The sequence below is a fragment of the uncultured Nostoc sp. genome (assembly GCF_964245445.1).
Taxonomy (GTDB): domain Bacteria; phylum Cyanobacteriota; class Cyanobacteriia; order Cyanobacteriales; family Nostocaceae; genus Nostoc.
The window spans coordinates 9,163-24,965 of sequence record NZ_CAXTNE010000034.1 but is presented as its reverse complement, the minus strand read 5'-3'; the positions used below and the strand labels follow the sequence as shown (position 1 = coordinate 24,965).

Annotated in this window: 14 protein-coding genes; 8 read left to right on the top strand and 6 right to left on the bottom strand. The window is 40.2% G+C overall.

The window, feature by feature from the left end; all coding sequences use genetic code 11:
* Both ACFE90_RS08710 and ACFE90_RS08705 read left to right on the top strand, forming a co-directional pair.
* Positions 1 to 348, top strand: a 348-nt coding sequence (locus ACFE90_RS08710; protein WP_375499591.1) for a WD40 repeat domain-containing protein, incomplete at its 5' end; no start/stop codon positions are given.
* 320 nt (positions 349 to 668) lie between these two features.
* Positions 669 to 1,388, top strand: coding sequence for a hypothetical protein (locus ACFE90_RS08705; protein ID WP_375499589.1), 720 nt, complete (start codon positions 669 to 671; stop codon positions 1,386 to 1,388).
* Positions 1,389 to 1,990: 602 nt separating this feature from the next.
* Here the strand turns inward: ACFE90_RS08705 and ACFE90_RS08700 are convergent.
* The 4 genes from ACFE90_RS08700 to ACFE90_RS08685 form a co-directional block, all read right to left on the bottom strand.
* A complete protein-coding gene (locus ACFE90_RS08700) occupies positions 1,991 to 2,824 on the bottom strand; it encodes a metallophosphoesterase (protein WP_375499587.1) in 834 nt (277 codons plus the stop codon).
* Between the two features lie 196 nt (positions 2,825 to 3,020).
* Complete coding sequence (locus tag ACFE90_RS08695; RefSeq protein WP_375499585.1) at positions 3,021 to 3,851, bottom strand: metallophosphoesterase; 831 nt, start codon at positions 3,849 to 3,851, stop codon at positions 3,021 to 3,023.
* Positions 3,852 to 4,192: 341 nt separating this feature from the next.
* A complete protein-coding gene (locus tag ACFE90_RS08690; protein WP_375499583.1) occupies positions 4,193 to 4,648 on the bottom strand; it encodes a pentapeptide repeat-containing protein in 456 nt (151 codons plus the stop codon).
* 273 nt (positions 4,649 to 4,921) lie between these two features.
* Positions 4,922 to 5,803, bottom strand: a complete 882-nt coding sequence (locus ACFE90_RS08685; RefSeq protein WP_375499581.1) for an alpha/beta fold hydrolase — start codon at positions 5,801 to 5,803, stop codon at positions 4,922 to 4,924.
* 207 nt (positions 5,804 to 6,010) lie between these two features.
* Between ACFE90_RS08685 and ACFE90_RS08680 the strand changes: the two genes are divergently transcribed.
* The 5 genes from ACFE90_RS08680 to ACFE90_RS08660 all read left to right on the top strand — a co-directional run bounded on the left by ACFE90_RS08680 (position 6,011) and on the right by ACFE90_RS08660 (position 11,467).
* Positions 6,011 to 6,829 (top strand): DUF1206 domain-containing protein, encoded by an 819-nt coding sequence (locus tag ACFE90_RS08680; protein ID WP_375499579.1) that lies wholly within the window; start codon positions 6,011 to 6,013, stop codon positions 6,827 to 6,829.
* A 33-nt stretch (positions 6,830 to 6,862) separates the two neighbouring features.
* A complete protein-coding gene (locus ACFE90_RS08675) occupies positions 6,863 to 8,008 on the top strand; it encodes a glycoside hydrolase family 10 protein (protein WP_375499577.1) in 1,146 nt (381 codons plus the stop codon).
* Between the two features lie 12 nt (positions 8,009 to 8,020).
* Positions 8,021 to 8,452, top strand: a complete 432-nt coding sequence (locus ACFE90_RS08670; RefSeq protein WP_375499576.1) for a DUF2358 domain-containing protein — start codon at positions 8,021 to 8,023, stop codon at positions 8,450 to 8,452.
* Positions 8,453 to 8,985: 533 nt separating this feature from the next.
* A complete protein-coding gene (locus ACFE90_RS08665) occupies positions 8,986 to 9,690 on the top strand; it encodes a TVP38/TMEM64 family protein (RefSeq protein WP_375499574.1) in 705 nt (234 codons plus the stop codon).
* Positions 9,691 to 9,979: 289 nt separating this feature from the next.
* Complete coding sequence (locus ACFE90_RS08660) at positions 9,980 to 11,467, top strand: hypothetical protein (RefSeq protein ID WP_375499572.1); 1,488 nt, start codon at positions 9,980 to 9,982, stop codon at positions 11,465 to 11,467.
* A gap of 56 nt (positions 11,468 to 11,523) precedes the next feature.
* On the opposite strand, the gene uvrA is transcribed toward ACFE90_RS08660, so the two are convergent.
* On the bottom strand, positions 11,524 to 14,412 hold the full coding sequence (uvrA, locus tag ACFE90_RS08655; RefSeq protein ID WP_375499570.1) for an excinuclease ABC subunit UvrA: 2,889 nt from the start codon (positions 14,410 to 14,412) through the stop codon (positions 11,524 to 11,526).
* Between the two features lie 120 nt (positions 14,413 to 14,532).
* Here uvrA and ACFE90_RS08650 point away from each other — a divergent pair, with 120 nt between their 5' ends.
* Positions 14,533 to 15,282: a Uma2 family endonuclease gene (locus ACFE90_RS08650; protein WP_375499568.1), complete on the top strand. Its 750-nt coding sequence runs from the start codon at positions 14,533 to 14,535 to the stop codon at positions 15,280 to 15,282.
* A gap of 322 nt (positions 15,283 to 15,604) precedes the next feature.
* Here the strand turns inward: ACFE90_RS08650 and ACFE90_RS08645 are convergent.
* A partial coding sequence (locus tag ACFE90_RS08645; protein ID WP_375499566.1) for a hypothetical protein occupies positions 15,605 to 15,803 on the bottom strand: 199 nt, incomplete at its 5' end.

Here is a 15,803-nt window from a genome sequence, read left to right as displayed (position 1 = left end):
GTTGCTTTCAACCCAAATGGCAAGACTTTAGCAAGCGGTAGTTGGGACAAGACAATTAAGCTATGGCATGTCGAAAGTGGTGAAGAACTCTGCACACTAACTGGGCATTCTGATCATGTTTGTTCTGTTGTTTTTAGCCCCAATGGCAAAATTATAGCTAGCAGCAGTAAAGACAAAACCATCAAGCTATGGCAAGTGGATACAGGCAATGAACTCTGTACTTTTTCAGCAGATGAAGATGTAGTTTATTCCGTTGCCTTTAGCCCATATGGTAAGACGCTGGCTAGTGGCAGCCGGGATAAAACTATTACCATATTCCCCATTGCTAAGGCTGTCATTCTTTTATAAATGACTTATAAGCATAATTTATTCAAGTTGATTAAAAGTTTAGATAACTGAAGCAAATTACTAGATTTTTCATAAATGCATCACCTAACAGTTTAATAACATCTATCTTTAGGATAGTCTTTCTTTCGATTAAATATTAACTCTCTGGAGATAGAGCCACTTGTCTAATCTCAGAGGTTATTCTGAGAACAACCAACAGTTGAGTAGCAAATAAAACTCAAAACTTATCAGCAACATACATTTTTCAACTCATTAAAACCTCTTGTTCTTACAAAACTTTAGTTTGTCAAAATCCTATTTGAGGAGTTAAATCAACAGCTATGTCTATTCCCAATGAACGCGAAAGCAAAAACAGTGAAATTAAGCAAGAATCTTACACAGATATTAATGGTAATATTCACACTGACTTAACGCGAACCACTGAAACAGTCAAGAACAGCACAGCTAATCCCAACTCTTACAGTAACGGTTACGTACAAGGTCGAAATGTTGAGCGTAGCTACCAGCAAGCAGATTTAGCCCAGCGTGATGAAAACAATGCTAGTGGTGGTTTGCTGTTGGGTATTATCATCACTTCCCTGCTTGGTTTGGTTATAGGTGGCGTCTGGTACTTCAACCAGCAGAATAACGCAGCAGTTAACAATACTGTGCCAGTCGTGGTTCCTGTACCGAGTAAGAGTAATCCAACTCCCAGTCCATCTCCTCAAACAAAAACCACGATAATCGAAAGAACCAGGGAAGTACCTGTTCCTGTTGCTGTTCCTGTTCCACAACAGCAGGTTACACCTCCATCTGCACCTCGTCAACCGGATATTAACATTACTATTCCACCCCAGCAGCCTGCCGCAGAAAAAGCGCCTTCTGCAATCCAGCCAACCCCTAAAGCGACACAAAGTCCAACTACTAATACTGTTGCGCCAGGTACAAAAAGTGATACTTCTAAAACCACTCCACCTCAAGGAGTAGACCAGTCAAATAGTACATCTAATAGCGGTTCTTCTACCGCAGATGATACTACTACAGGCGGTTCTGCTCAATAACGGCTTCTGAATCAGCCCACTTGATAATGCTGGCATTAACGCCAACATCTAACAAGTGGGAATATTCTTAAGAAAGATTTCTGAATTGTTGCGAAAAGTAAATGGTACTCAAGTTTAGTAAAGGTGTCTTGTAGCTAAACAAACATGATGCTAGATTAAGAGCAAGGTACAAACAGGTTAAGAGTTAAACAAAAACTTTCCAGTTAGAGTCTGTACCTCCTGCTCTAATGTTCTTGCGATCGCTATGCTTGGTTGTGGCATCCGTTGAATGTGTTTTCGCCTTAAGTTCAATGAGTTGTTTTGGAGGTATTAAAACGCACAGCCAAAAAATGCCTGCCTAGTTGGAATGTAAGGATGTGCAATTCTGAGTAGAGCAATCGCTAATGCTGTCCACCTTAGTTTGAGTTAGTTACTTCTGAATTCTTTTGATCTTCAAGAAACCGCCCCAAGCTACTGATATTTATCGCTCGTAGCTTCAGGCGGTTTCTGCTTTGAGTGTTATGCATTTTTGTCCTTTGTCCTACCCTGCGGGAAGCCGCTGGCGCGTCTATGTCATTTGTCTCTCTTCTTAGAAGAAGGTTATTTAGACCAATGACCAATGACTAATGACTAACTAACGTAATTACAGTTACTTCTGGCGGACAAAATAAACGTCCTGGTTTATAAGTTCCTAAACCCCGATTGACATATAGTTGATTTTCTTCTACTTTGTGAAACCCTTGCGCCCACTCCCAATATCGCACGACTTTAGAACAGTCTCCTAAGAAAAATGTTACCCAACGCCGTAATTTTTTGGGAATTTGTTTGAGTAGCTTTTTATAATAAAATACTACAGGGCCAATGCCCGGAATTACGATGTGACCACCGTGAGTATGACCAGATAGTTGCAAATCTACGCGCCATTGTTGCAATATCTTAGCTGTATCTGGGTTATGGGATAAAACAATACGGGGTGTAACGGAATCTAGTTGATTCATGACTGGTGCGGGGTAGAATTCCCGTGACCAATAATCAGCTAATCCTACCAATGGTAATTGTTTTCCTAGTGGATAGGCGATTTCATTCCAAAGCACATGCACCCCAATGCTAGTTAACGCCTGTGTAACTTCTGCTTTTGAGTGGCTGTAATAGATATCGTGATTACCAAGTACGGCGTAGATACCACAGCGACTTTGCAGATGTTTGAGTCGAAGCACCAATTGGTGAATCGGCGTAGGATCGTCAGTTACGTAGTCACCAGTTAATAGAATTAAATCTGGTTCAGCTTCATTAGTAAGTGCGATCGCTTTTTCTAACATATCTTCTGACAGCCGCAAACCATCGTAGTGAAAATCTGACAACTGCACTAGCGTTGTACCTTGTAAAGATGCTGGAAGTTCCGCAATCTTAACCGTGATTTTATCTACTCTTAAATGTCCCGTAAACAACCAATGCATAAGGCAACCGATACTCCTCATACCAGCGCTTACAGCTTACCAAAATTAAAATGTAACTTGATAAACTGCAATAATTTATGTCATCTACTCCAGATACAATTAACTAATTGATTGAAATTCTAAAACTAAACTACAGGTACTCATTAGCCAGAATACCTGCTGTGATTCTGTTCTTGAATTTTGAAAATTGGATTACTTATTCACCTTGTAGGGTAATTATAGTAACTTCTGGGCGGCAAAATAAGCGTCCTGGGAGGTAAGTTCCCAAACCACGATTGACATATAGCTGATTTTCTCCCAGCCTATGGAAACCCTGTGCCCATTCCCAATGGCTGACTACAGAAACATTTTCTTCCAAAAATGGAAATCGACGCTGCACTTTTTTGGGTATTTTTTCTGCAAGCTTCTCGTAAAAAAATATTGCAGGGCCAATTCCGGGAATCACTATTTGACCACCGTGAGTATGACCAGATAATTGTAAGTCAACTCGCCATGCTTGCAGTATCTCCGCAGTATCTGGGTTGTGGGATAAAACGATGCGGGGTGTGTCGGAATTTAGTTGATTCATGACTGGTACAGGATTAAATTCCCGTGACCAATAATCAGCTAGCCCAACAAGGGGTAATTCTTTTCCTAGTGGATAGGCAATTTCATTCCAAAGGACGTGGATTCCAATGCTAGTAAGGGCATCGGTAACTTCTGTTTTTGCGTTTTTGTAATGTATATCGTGATTGCCAAGAATAGCATAGATACCAATGCGACTTTGCAGATGTTTGAGTTGAAGTATTAATTGGTGAATCGGCGCCGGATCGTCAGTTATGTAGTCACCAGTTAATAAAATTAAATCTGGTTTAGCTTCGTTAGTAACTGCGATCGCTTTTTCTAACATCTCTTCCGACAGCCGCAAACCATCGTAGTGAAAATCTGACAACTGCACCAGCTTCTGACCTTGTAATGATGCAGGCAACCCTGTAATGTTAACCGTCAATTTCTCTATACTCAACGGCCCAGATAACAACCAATGCATAAGACGTTCACTAAAGCTCAATCATAGCGCTTACAGCTTAACCAAACATCCTCACTTCGTGTGTAGGGATCAGTGCAACTTATTGAAAATTTAATGAAAACTAATGAAAAGTCTGAAAGCTAGACATAGTAAAACTTTTCAGCCTTGCACTTTTTTGCACGGATATTCGACTCAGCCCCAATAAGAAACCCCCTCTGCTTTGGTCATAGTAAAGTCATTACAAGGCAGAGGGGTTTCATTTTTTATTTTTATATAGTGTATAGGCAGATTTTAAAGATAATGCTGGCAAAAACCAGTTTCTCTAATGGTGTGTTTATTTTAACCTGCCTACTCAGTTCAGCCTATTTCCAATCGGGAATCTCAGCATCTTCTCCACCAACCCCGATTCCAGTGTTAAATATTTCGGCATCAGTGAGATTGAGATCATTCATTGATGCTTTATACACATTAGAATCGTGAATCGTAGCGCGAGTAAAATTCACTCTGTTGAGATTGGTTTGCTTTAAATTCACATTGCTTACATAAGCGGATGTTAGGTTAGCACCTGCTAAGTTTGCACCAGTTAAGTCAGCACCTTCGAGGTTAGCGCCTACAAGGTTGGCTCCTTGAAGCTTTGAGCCTCTCAAGTCAGCACCAATTAAATGAGCGCCACTGAGGTTAGCTCCCGCTAGATTACAGTTAATGCATTCCCCAGTTGAAAGCAGCTTTTGTAAGTCCTGCGGATTCTCGGCTCTAACCGAGCTAGTGAAAAATAGGGGAGTTGCTAAGGCCATGGTCGCTAATAGCTGGAGTTTCATAATTTTCCCCCTTAAATAATCAAGTTGCGTCCGTTCTATCCCTCACAACTCTATTATCTCATTAAACCTCTTGAGGTCAATCTATCTCTTGACAACTTAGTTGTGATATGAAACAGGGATAACGGTAATCTAACAAATGCCGTTAATTCTGATTTTTGGCGATTTTTACTTGAAAATCCCTAAAAAAATGCCAGTGTTAAATCACTGTTAAATCTTTTTAAGAGCTTGCACTACTCGCCATAATTTGACTAGTTTGATAAGTATTTATACTTTTTAGTAAATACTGTTAGTTTTAGTCCTCAAAAATTCTCGCATATATTGATTAACCAATTCAGGTTGTTCTTGCTGCACCCAATGACCACAATTGGGTATATACTTGATTTGAAAATCCCTGACATAGGCTGCGGTGTCGTAGCTTAGTTCCTTGCCGAGTGCAGTGTCATTTTCTCCCCAAATCATCAGTGTTGGCACTTCCAGAACGCCCCAACTTGGATTTAGCATTCTCTGTTGAAAAATATTGCGGTAGTAGTTCAACATTGCTGTAAGGGCGCCACGTTTTGCAGCAGCATTTTTATAAGCGTCAATATCCGCTTGTGTGAAAGCATTCTTGTTAACTGCTGTATTTTTAAAAGCTGTTTCAATTACTTGGTAGTCTGAAGATTGCAAAAGTAATTCTGGTATCCACGGTAGTTGAAAAAGGAATATGTAGTTGCTACGGAGCAGCTGTTGGGGAGTGCGTAACCCTTGAGCAAATTTAGCAGGATGAGGTAGGTTAAGAATAATTAATTGTTCTAACATTTCGGAGTGAGTGTATGCAAAATTCCAAGCGATCGCACCTCCCCAATCATGTCCAACTAATACACATTTTTGGTATCCTAATCCTTTAATTAGTCCCTCAATATCTTTGATAAACTCATCCATTACATAAGCTGATTGCTCATTTGGTTTATCACTATCGTTGTAGCCACGCAAGTCAAGAGCGACGACTTTAAAATCTTGGGCAAATTCTGGTATTTGATGCCGCCATGAGTACCAAAACTCAGGAAACCCATGCAACATCAACATTAAAGGGCCTTCACCTTGGGTAACGTAGTGTAGTTTTACCCCATTGGTAGTTATATATTCATGTTTCCAAGAACTTTCTATTAGAGACATAATTAATCTAAATTTAGCATTAAAAATACTAAATAATAATACTGTACTTAGGTACTGTAATATTATTTTGACCAGCCTCACATCTATTGAAAGACAGTATTAGGATAGTGATTTTTTGCAAAAATATTAGACAATTTGCCCTGAGGTAGATGTGAATAATGGATAAATTTTGCTAAAAGATAGATATAATACTTCTCCCTAACTACCATGACACAACAGTTGACAAACCATGCTTCATTGTGGGTTGAGCGACTGGGACGATTTGGCTATGTTTCCAAGGGAGTAGTTTACGGTATAGTTGGATTACTGGCAGCACAGACGGCTTTTGGCAGGGGTGGTAAAACAACTGATACCCAAGGCGCTCTTCAAACAATCGTCAACCAGCCATTTGGTAAATTTTTGCTAGCTTTAGTTGCAATTGGCTTGATTGGATACGTAATCTGGCGTTTTGTACAGGCAATTAAAGACCCAGAAAATAAGGGTAATGATGCCAAAGGTTTGGCAGTGCGAATTGGTTACGCAGTTAATGGCTTGATTTATGCAAGTTTAGCCTTAAGTGCTGTGAAAATTGTTATGGGTACAGGTAGCGGTAAAAATAGTAGTGATTCTACTGAAGATTCGACAGCACGTTTGCTTTCTCAACCCTTTGGTGAATGGTTAGTTGGAACTGTGGGGGTGTTTGTAATTGCTCTAGGCTTCTATCAGTTTTATCAAGCTTTTAGTGGAAAATTTCGTAAAGAACTCAATTTAACTGAGTTAAGCAACACACAAGCCCAATGGGTAATGAGGATTTCCAGATTTGGTTTAGCGGCACGGGGTGTAGTATTTTGTATTATCGGTTGGTTTTTAATTGAAGCGGCAAGACAATCGAATGCCGCTACCGCAGAAGGTTTGGATGAAGTATTACAGACGCTAGCGCAACAGCCTAACGGAGCATGGCTTTTGGGTATTGTGGCACTAGGTTTGGTTGCCTATGGGATCTACACAATAATACAGGCGCGGTATCGTCGGTTAGTCAATGTTTAGATGGTGCAGTGCCGAGAATTTCAATTTATAGAAATGGCAATAATAGAAACCCGTGGTATTTGGCTGACAACTACTGATAGTAAGGTTCTTAGGTCAAAGGAACGCATTGCCGAAGCGATGGATTTCCTGGCCGAGACGGGATTTAATGTGGTGTTTCCCGTTGTTTGGAACAAGGCAGTAACTTTATATCCTAGTCAAATAATGCAGCAGACATTTGGAGTCGAAATTGACCCTATGTCTTTAGGCCGTGACCCTTTAGAAGAGGTGATAGTTGAGGCGCGGCGAGTCGGCTTGAAAGTTATTCCTTGGTTTGAATACGGTTTTGCCAGTTCCTACAATTTGAATGGTGGGGTACTCTTACAAAAAAAACCGGAATGGGCTGCGCGTGACTGTAACGGCAACTTACTGAAGAAAAACGGCTTTGAATGGTTGAATGCACTGGATTTACAGGTGCAGGAATTCTTGTTGAACTTGGTGCTGGAAGTTGTAAAGAATTATGATGTGGATGGTGTTCAAGGAGACGATCGCTTCCCTGCATTACCCTGTGAAGGTGGCTATGACGTGGGAACTGTCACCCGCTATCGCCAGGAATTTAATCGCAATCCGCCACAGAACCCCAAAAATAGGCAATGGTTACAGTGGCGTGCAGATATTCTCACTGAATTTTTAGCGCGTCTGTACCGGGAGGTGAAAGCAGTTAATCCTAACTTATTAGTAGTGATCGCACCTAATATTTATGATTGGGCATTCCAGGAATATCTGCAAGACTCACCCACATGGTTGAAGCGGGGTATAGTTGATATGATTCAGCCGCAGATTTATCGCCGTGACTTTAGGAGTTATCAAGCGATCGCTAATAAACTAATAAACCAGCAGTTCACAGATGCAACATTGCCAAAGTTAGCACCGGGAATACTGATGAAACTTGGCTCTTACTGCATTAGTCCAGAATATTTGGTGCAGGCAATTGAATACAATCGTCAACTTGGCATTCAAGGAGAAGTATTCTTTTTTTACGAAGGTTTGCGCGAAAATAACAATATCCTAGCTAAAGTTTTGCGAAATGGCCCCTATGGGAAGTCTGCATCATTTCCCACTCTGTCAGATTTGAGTGCGGGTGGTGTGATTAATAAGAGTGCATCTTCAATTTGGCAACAGTTGTTAAAAAAGATTTTTTAAGGAAAAATGCGCGTGGAATCTCAATTATCGGTGGAACAGGTAATTAAAACTTTAAAAGAGGATTTACCAACACTTTTTGCCAAAGATATTTCATATCACATTTATACAGACGATATCTACTTTAAAGACCCAGTAAATACATTCAAATACAAATTTAACTATCGCATTATATTTTGGACTTTGCGATTTCACGCTCGGCTATTTTTTACTCAAATTTACTTTGATGTCCATGAGGTTTATCAGTCATCTAAAGACACGATTTTAGCAAAGTGGACAGTGCGGGGAGTGTTACGCGTTCCCTGGAAAGCAAGCTTGCTTTTTAATGGCTATTCAACATATAAACTCAACCAAGATAATTTGATATACGAGCATATCGACACTTGGGATCGCAAACCTGGCGACATTTTAAGGCAGTTTTGGCAAAGGCAAGAGACGGCTAAATAGTGAGTTAACTAAAAAAATGTATTTAATAATACGGTTTTTCGATAATAATCAGATTTGTTGGTATCTAAACTGATGCGCGTCTAGATTGTACATTGCAATTGTTAAGACTGCCATGCAGTCAATGGTCATCTGTCCTTTTAAATACAAATGACTAATGACTTTTGACTAATGACAACCCTCGTGAGTAAATATACAATTTTATTTGCGTAACAGCTTATCATAAAGCGATACTTCGCTTCTCTACGAGACGCTCCACGAACGCTAACGCAGAAGTTTTCGGTCTACTGAATTTTATACATGGAGGTAATATTTTCAAAAGATAGGTCTTCTTGACAATAATTGACCTATCTTTTTTACCATAATTAGGTCAAACCTTTGCACCACTTGGAATATAAGGCGCATGTTGCCCCTTCAAGTTAAAAGCACAGTCACACTTTACAATCTGGAAATGATGATACAGTACACATATTAATTGTTTGTAATGTATCAAATCTAGTCTATCCAATAAATTGTTTGAGTTGTCAAGTTTGGATATGGTAAACTTTAAACGCAGTATTTTACTCATCGTAGTTGTCTGTATCATGGCCACAGCCTTAGTAATATACCTACTAGGCAGGATTGATCCAGCACAAATTCAAGCTTGGCTTAGGTCTGCTGGGATCTGGGCACCGATTATTTATATTCTTCTGTATGTAGTAGCAACTGTACTTATTCTACCCTCAACAGCACTTAATTTGACTGGTGGTGCAATTTTTGGCCCAGTATTAGGGACTATTTGGACTAGTTTAGCGGCAATTATTGCTGCAATTATTTCTTTTACTTTTACCCGGACTATTGGACGTGAAGCAGTAGCCAGAAGACTAGCCGGAAAATGGCAAGCGATGGATGCTGAGGTGCGTCGCGCAGGATTATTCTATATGTTTGCTATTCGATTAGTAGCAGTTATGCCCTATGGTTTAGTAAACTTCACTGCTGGGCTAACTTCGGTCAGTTTTAAAGATTATGTTCTAGGTACAAGTCTGGGTACGGTTCCTGGAGTTCTACCTTTTGTATTGCTAGGCAGTTACGGTTTAAAAGCTTTTAATACAGGAGATTTCTTACCAGTTATCGGAGCTTTGTCACTAACTGGAGTTCTAGTGGCAGCAGCAACATGGTATCGCCGTCGTCGCACATTTCCCTCAAAAGGTGTTGAGGTTCTTAAACAATCAAAAGATGACACAGATTCTGAAGATAGCTAAACCATATTCTTCTATTCTTTGATGGGTAGAGTATTCTGAATTATGACTTCTAACTCCTGATTCCTGACTTTTATTTTGTTACTTTAAGCAAAGTGCAAGGATTTGTAGATGCTTTTAAACAATGACAATATAGAAATTTCTGTGGTAGTTCCTATGTACAACGAAGAACCTAATATAGACTACCTAATTATGCGATTAGTATCAATATTCGCTATTTTTATTTTATTTATCTTTTAGGCAATTTAGTTCAAGGCTTATATCCTTATCTGTCTGTAGCGGATGGGTATTCTTGCATCCCGTACTTTATCGTGGTGGAAATGATAATTATGTAACTTTGTTTTTATCTATTTCTACTCTTTTTATCATTCTTGGCTTGAACAAGTTAGGAGAAAAAGCTTCGTTTTTATATTTAACTACAGCCGGATTTTTTCTAGCTTTAGTTATGGCAGCACGGCAGAGTAACGGAACTATCTGTATAGTAGTTACTTTGGGAGTTATTTTGGTCTATTCTTTGAGAAATTTAGAAAGATATTTTGTCTCTTTGTTAATTCCATTTTTAACAGGTATTCTTTTAGGATTAGGATTAATTATAGGAGTTTTATTATGGAATAATGCGTTATCAGAAGCATTTTATCATCTTTTTATTGGTGCTGCTGAAAAGAAAAATATTAGCACTTTTTCTAGTTTAATAGATGCTTTATCTGGCGGAGCAATTTACCGGAATTCTTCTGTTAAACAAATTATCGCCTATGTGGGAATTCCGTTATTTTTAATAATGTCAGCTTTTGTGCTAATCAGAAACCCAGTAAAATTAGCATTTAGTAATGATTTGAGAAAGATAGGAGTTATTAGTTTGTTAATTGTTGGCGCAGTCCTGGGGCAACAATTATTAGGTGCTAGTAATATATTTGTCTATGACATACCAAGAACATTTTTTAGTCTAGCTCTTATTGCCAGTTGTGTTTTTCCCGAAAAAAGTAAAGAATTTTTAGGATTACCATATCCAATCTTCCCATTACTGATAGCTCTGACGCTAGGAACAACTTGGGCTATGCAGATGTCCTGGCCTGGTAGACCGTATATAGATGATGACATGTTAATTTTCTCGGCAACGCTGACTATAATTATGTCAAATAAGATTTCTACTGCATGGAAAAAAGGTTTATCATTGGCATTTTTATTTATTACAGCAAGCCTACTTTCTGGAGATGTGATTCATCATTCTGTTGGTGTAGAAGCAAAGTATTACATTCCTAGTTTCTATCAGAATACTCGTTATCCCCTAAAACACCCAATGACAAAATTTGTGAAAGTAACAAAAGAAAAATCACAAGCTTTTGCTATGCTGAAACAAAATATTAATCCTGGTGATTCTTGTTTTATATATGGCTCTGCATCAGTTTTATATACTCTCCTAGATTGTAAAAATCCAACACGTATTGACATAACAAATTCAGATGCTCTCACTTTAAAGGTTGCCCGTGAGGCAGTTTACGTTTTAAAAGCGAACTTACCAAAGTGGATTATTGATACAGGTAAAGGTGGTTTTTATATTCAAGACAAATTTGATGGTTCACCAAATTTTTATGGTGCTTTCAATCAATTAAGTCCAAAGGAATTACATACAAGTTTACAAAACTTAATAAATGATTATCAATTTGTAACCTCGGTGAGGGAACAATTTCCCAAAGGAGAAAAATTAGAAACTAGAGACCAGGATAAAGTATTTAGGTTTCGCTTGTATAAACGTAAGGATTCAGGTACAGCAAGTTCTTAAGTTGATTTCAGATTAAGCGATCGCTTTTATTTACAACTTTGTGTGAAACAAAAACTCTACTTCTTCACCGCCGGATACTGGTTCAAAACTTGCTTTAAATATTGCCCAGTATAAGACCTGGGATTTTTTGCAACTTCTTCTGGTGTACCCACAGCAATCAATTCTCCCCCTTTATCGCCACCTTCTGGCCCCAAATCTATCACCCAGTCAGAACAACGAATCACATCTAAGTTGTGTTCAATTACTAATATTGAATTACCTTTATCTACCAATCTTTGCAACACATCCAATAATTTGTGGACATCATAAAAAGATAACCCTGTTGTCGGTTCATCGATTAAATAAAGTGTCTTTCCTGTGGCGCGTCGAGATAGTTCTGTTGCCAGTTTCACCCGTTGCGCTTCACCACCTGATAAAGTAGTCGCAGGTTGTCCTAGTTGGACATAACCCAACCCGACATCAAATAAAGTTTGCAAACGCGCGATCGCTTTGGGAATATTCTGGAAAAAGTCTAAACTTTCCTCAACTGTCATTCTCAAAACATCAGAAATTGACTTATCTTTATACTTCACCTGCAAAGTTTCGCGGTTGTATCTTGCACCTTTACAAATTTCGCATTGTACGTAAACATCCGGGAGAAAGTTCATTTCAATAACATTCACACCCTGTCCGCTACAAGCTTCGCAACGTCCACCTTTAACGTTGAAGGAAAATTGTCCAGGTTTGTAACCCCTAGCTTTGGCTTCTACTGTTTGGGAAAATACATCCCGAATCGCATCGAAAATTCCTGTGTAAGTTGCAGGGTTAGAACGTGGTGTGCGTCCAATGGGAGATTGATCGATAACGATCGCTTTATCAATCGCGTTTAATCCCTGAATTTTATCCAAATGTCTGGGTAAGGGAACTTTCTTAGTTAAATGGTGTTGCAGAGATGGATACAGTAACTCATTAATCAGCGTAGATTTGCCAGAACCAGACACACCTGTGATGGAGACGAGTTTACCTAATGGTATGTCTACATCTATATTTTGTAAATTGTTGCGATGGGCATTTTTAATTCCCAAACTACGCCCATTTCCTTCTCGGCGTTCTGCTGGTGTGGTAATTACTCGCCTTCCTGATAAATATGCACCCGTCAAAGAATCTTCTGCTGCTAATAACGCTTGAAAATCACCTTGGGCGATAATATTTCCGCCATGAATTCCTGCACCAGGTCCAATATCAACTATATGGTTGGCTGCACGAATTGTTTCTTCATCGTGTTCAACGACAATTAATGTATTACCCAAATCGCGCAATTTCGTTAAAGTTTTGAGCAACCTGCCATTATCTCGTTGATGCAAACCAATACTCGGTTCATCTAAAACGTAGAGAACTCCTGTTAAACCAGAACCAATTTGTGTTGCTAGACGAATTCGTTGGGCTTCGCCACCAGAAAGGGTCATGGCGGGACGGTCAAGGGTGAGATAATCTAAGCCTACATCTAACAAAAATTGTAATCTTGCCTTGATTTCTCTCAGGACTAAATCAGCAATTTGTAACTGGCGATCGCTCAACTTAAATTGCTCAATTCTCTCCCGACAATCCCGAATTGATACGGTAGTCAATTCTAGAATTCCATATTGTCCCAACTTCACCGCCAAGGCTTCCGGTTTTAACCGTTTTCCCAGACAAACTTCACACGGCTGATCAATTAAATACTGCTCTAATTTTTGCTTAACTAACTCCGAACCACCCTCATACTGCCGTTGTAAAATTGGAATAGCACCTTTAAAACTCTGCTTCCTCTGTGCCTCTGCGGTTCGTTCATCTTTCTCTCCAAATAAAATAATTTGCTGCTGTTCTTCTGTCAGCTTGCTCCAATTTTTCTGTAACTCAAATCCATAAATCTGCCCTACACTATAGAGTAATTCCAAATAATAAGAATTATCTTTTTCTGACCAAGGCGCGATCGCAGCATAAACTGGCGCTTCCCAGTCGGGTACTATCAAGTCTGGCGCAAATCTTCTTAAAGTTCCGATTCCGTGACAGTGCGGACAAGCACCATAAGGTGAGTTAAACGAAAACAATCGCGGTGATAGTTCCTCCATTACCGCCCCATGTTCTGGACAAGCAAAGTTTTCCGAAAATACTAATTCTTCTTCTTTTTCTTGTCCGTCGTCACCAAGCAGACTCACCAGAATGGCTGCAATACCACCCGATTGCTTGAGACACGTAGACAGTGAATCAACCAAACGCTCTTGGATATCAGCCTTTTTCACCAAGCGGTCAATTACCACTTCGATGCTGTGGGTAAAATTTTTATCCAATTCAATGGAATCTGACAGTTCGCGGATCTCGCCATTGATCCGCACGCGGACAAAACCTTGGGATGCCAGACTTGACAAAAGCTTACGGTGTGTGCCTTTTTTCCCTCTGACAACGGGTGCAAGAATTTGGAAGCGGGTGCGATCTGGTAATTCCATGATGCGATCGCACATCTCATCGATTGTCTGGGGTGCAATACAGCGATTGCATATCGGACAATGGGGTTCGCCAGCCCGACCAAACAACAGCCGCAAATAGTCGTAAATCTCCGTCACCGTACCCACAGTGGAACGGGGGTTATGAGAGGTTGACTTTTGGTCAATAGAAATTGCTGGACTTAAGCCTTCAATGGCTTCCACATCCGGCTTATCCAGTTGTCCTAAAAATTGCCGTGCGTAGGCGCTGAGGGATTCCACATAGCGACGTTGCCCTTCAGCGAAAATGGTATCAAAGGCTAGGGAAGACTTACCAGAGCCAGAAACGCCAGTGAATACGATTAGGCGATCGCGTGGCAATTCCAAGTCAATATTTTTCAGATTATGCTGCCTAGCACCCCGAATCCGAATGGTATTCTGGCTGTTGTGGCTGGGGTACGGAAGATGTCCATTCAAGGATGCTGCTAGCTGTTGGTCTGACATATTGGGCGGCGAAGAAGGAGTTTCTTATGAAACAGTCCTTAATAATACTATCTTTAATCAGTTTATAGTAGAACAATCGTACTGTTTTAAATTGAAGTTGTATTTGAGATATTCTGAATCATGCTAGCTAATGCAGCCACTCATAATGTCACCTGGGAAAAGTTACCTGAGGATTTTGTTTTAGACAACGAACCAGTGGATAACATTAATCAGCCACTCTTGGCTGCTGCTTTAACAGAAAGCTTAGAACTTGCCAGCAGACTACCCGCCGATGCTTTAACCATCACTAACTACGGTATCTGCGCCACCTTAAATAATCGATTTGTGGTCAAAGCACCAGATTGGGGATATGTACCATCTATTCGAGTCTCACGAGAAGAAGTTAAGCGCAGTTATACGCCACGACTCCAAGGTGATATTCCGGTAATTGTGATGGAATTTCTCTCAGATACCGAAGGTGGAGAGTATTCGAGTAAACCGACCTATCCCCCAGGTAAATGGTTTTATTATGAGCAGATTTTACAAGTGCCAAACTATGCCATTTTTGAACCAGATGGCGGAGTGTTAGAAGTTTATCGGCGAGATGATTTAGGATATTATCAACTGCAAACACCAGATGCAAATAATTGTCACTGGATTGTCGAAATGAATTTGTTTTTAGGTGTATGGCAAGGAAGCCGAGAAAACCGCACAGGTTATTGGTTGCGTTGGTGGGATGATAATGGTGAATTATTACTGTGGGGTTTGGAGTTAACAGCAAAAGAACGGCAAGAGAAAAACGCTGCTCAACAGCTTGCAGAACAAGAACGCCAGCGTGCAGAAAGATTGGCCGCTCAGTTAAAAGCGCTGGGAGTAGAACCGGAGGTTTAACCCGGAAGTTCGACCTTTTTGCTCGGCCATTCGTGTTCAGAACTCGGAAGTTCGACCTTTTTGCTCGGGCGTTGATGTTCGGAACTTGAAACGCCGAGTTCAGAACTGCGATGCCTGCGGCGGGCTACGCCTACGCATCTCTAATTTACCAAACGATGTCTACGACGGGCTACGCCTACGCCTTTGGCTCTACATTTAAACTGAGCATTACAGCATTCTAGTACAGATCGACGTAAATCAAGCTACTATTTTAAACAAGTAAAAGCCTTGATATACAAAACTTTTGACTTTTGACTTCCGCTTTGCGGTACTAGCCCCCTGATCACTTCTTGTTGCAAAGCTGCCTATCGCTATCACTCAAATTAGGCGCATAAATTAAATAGTTATGCAACCACCGACAACCCCGTGCTAGTAATTGCTCCAAGCTTTCCACATTCCACGCATAAATAAACACAACTCGCCTTGTTTTGTCCAAGGAAGCGCTGAGGATGTGCTGCCCATCGCGGCTAAAACTGGCACTT

Bases quoted from the DNA above. Each gene is read 5' to 3' on its own strand.
- ACFE90_RS08695 (WP_375499585.1), bottom strand. From the start codon at position 3,851: ATGCATTGGTTGTTATCTGGGCCGTTGAGTATAGAGAAATTGACGGTT.
- ACFE90_RS08685 (WP_375499581.1), bottom strand. From the start codon at position 5,803: ATGTCTCTAATAGAAAGTTCTTGGAAACATGAATATATAACTACCAAT.
- ACFE90_RS08690 (WP_375499583.1), bottom strand. From the start codon at position 4,648: ATGAAACTCCAGCTATTAGCGACCATGGCCTTAGCAACTCCCCTATTT.
- uvrA (WP_375499570.1), bottom strand. From the start codon at position 14,412: ATGTCAGACCAACAGCTAGCAGCATCCTTGAATGGACATCTTCCGTAC.
- ACFE90_RS08665 (WP_375499574.1), top strand. From the start codon at position 8,986: ATGGTAAACTTTAAACGCAGTATTTTACTCATCGTAGTTGTCTGTATC.
- ACFE90_RS08680 (WP_375499579.1), top strand. From the start codon at position 6,011: ATGACACAACAGTTGACAAACCATGCTTCATTGTGGGTTGAGCGACTG.
- ACFE90_RS08650 (WP_375499568.1), top strand. From the start codon at position 14,533: ATGCTAGCTAATGCAGCCACTCATAATGTCACCTGGGAAAAGTTACCT.
- ACFE90_RS08705 (WP_375499589.1), top strand. From the start codon at position 669: ATGTCTATTCCCAATGAACGCGAAAGCAAAAACAGTGAAATTAAGCAA.
- ACFE90_RS08700 (WP_375499587.1), bottom strand. From the start codon at position 2,824: ATGCATTGGTTGTTTACGGGACATTTAAGAGTAGATAAAATCACGGTT.
- ACFE90_RS08675 (WP_375499577.1), top strand. From the start codon at position 6,863: ATGGCAATAATAGAAACCCGTGGTATTTGGCTGACAACTACTGATAGT.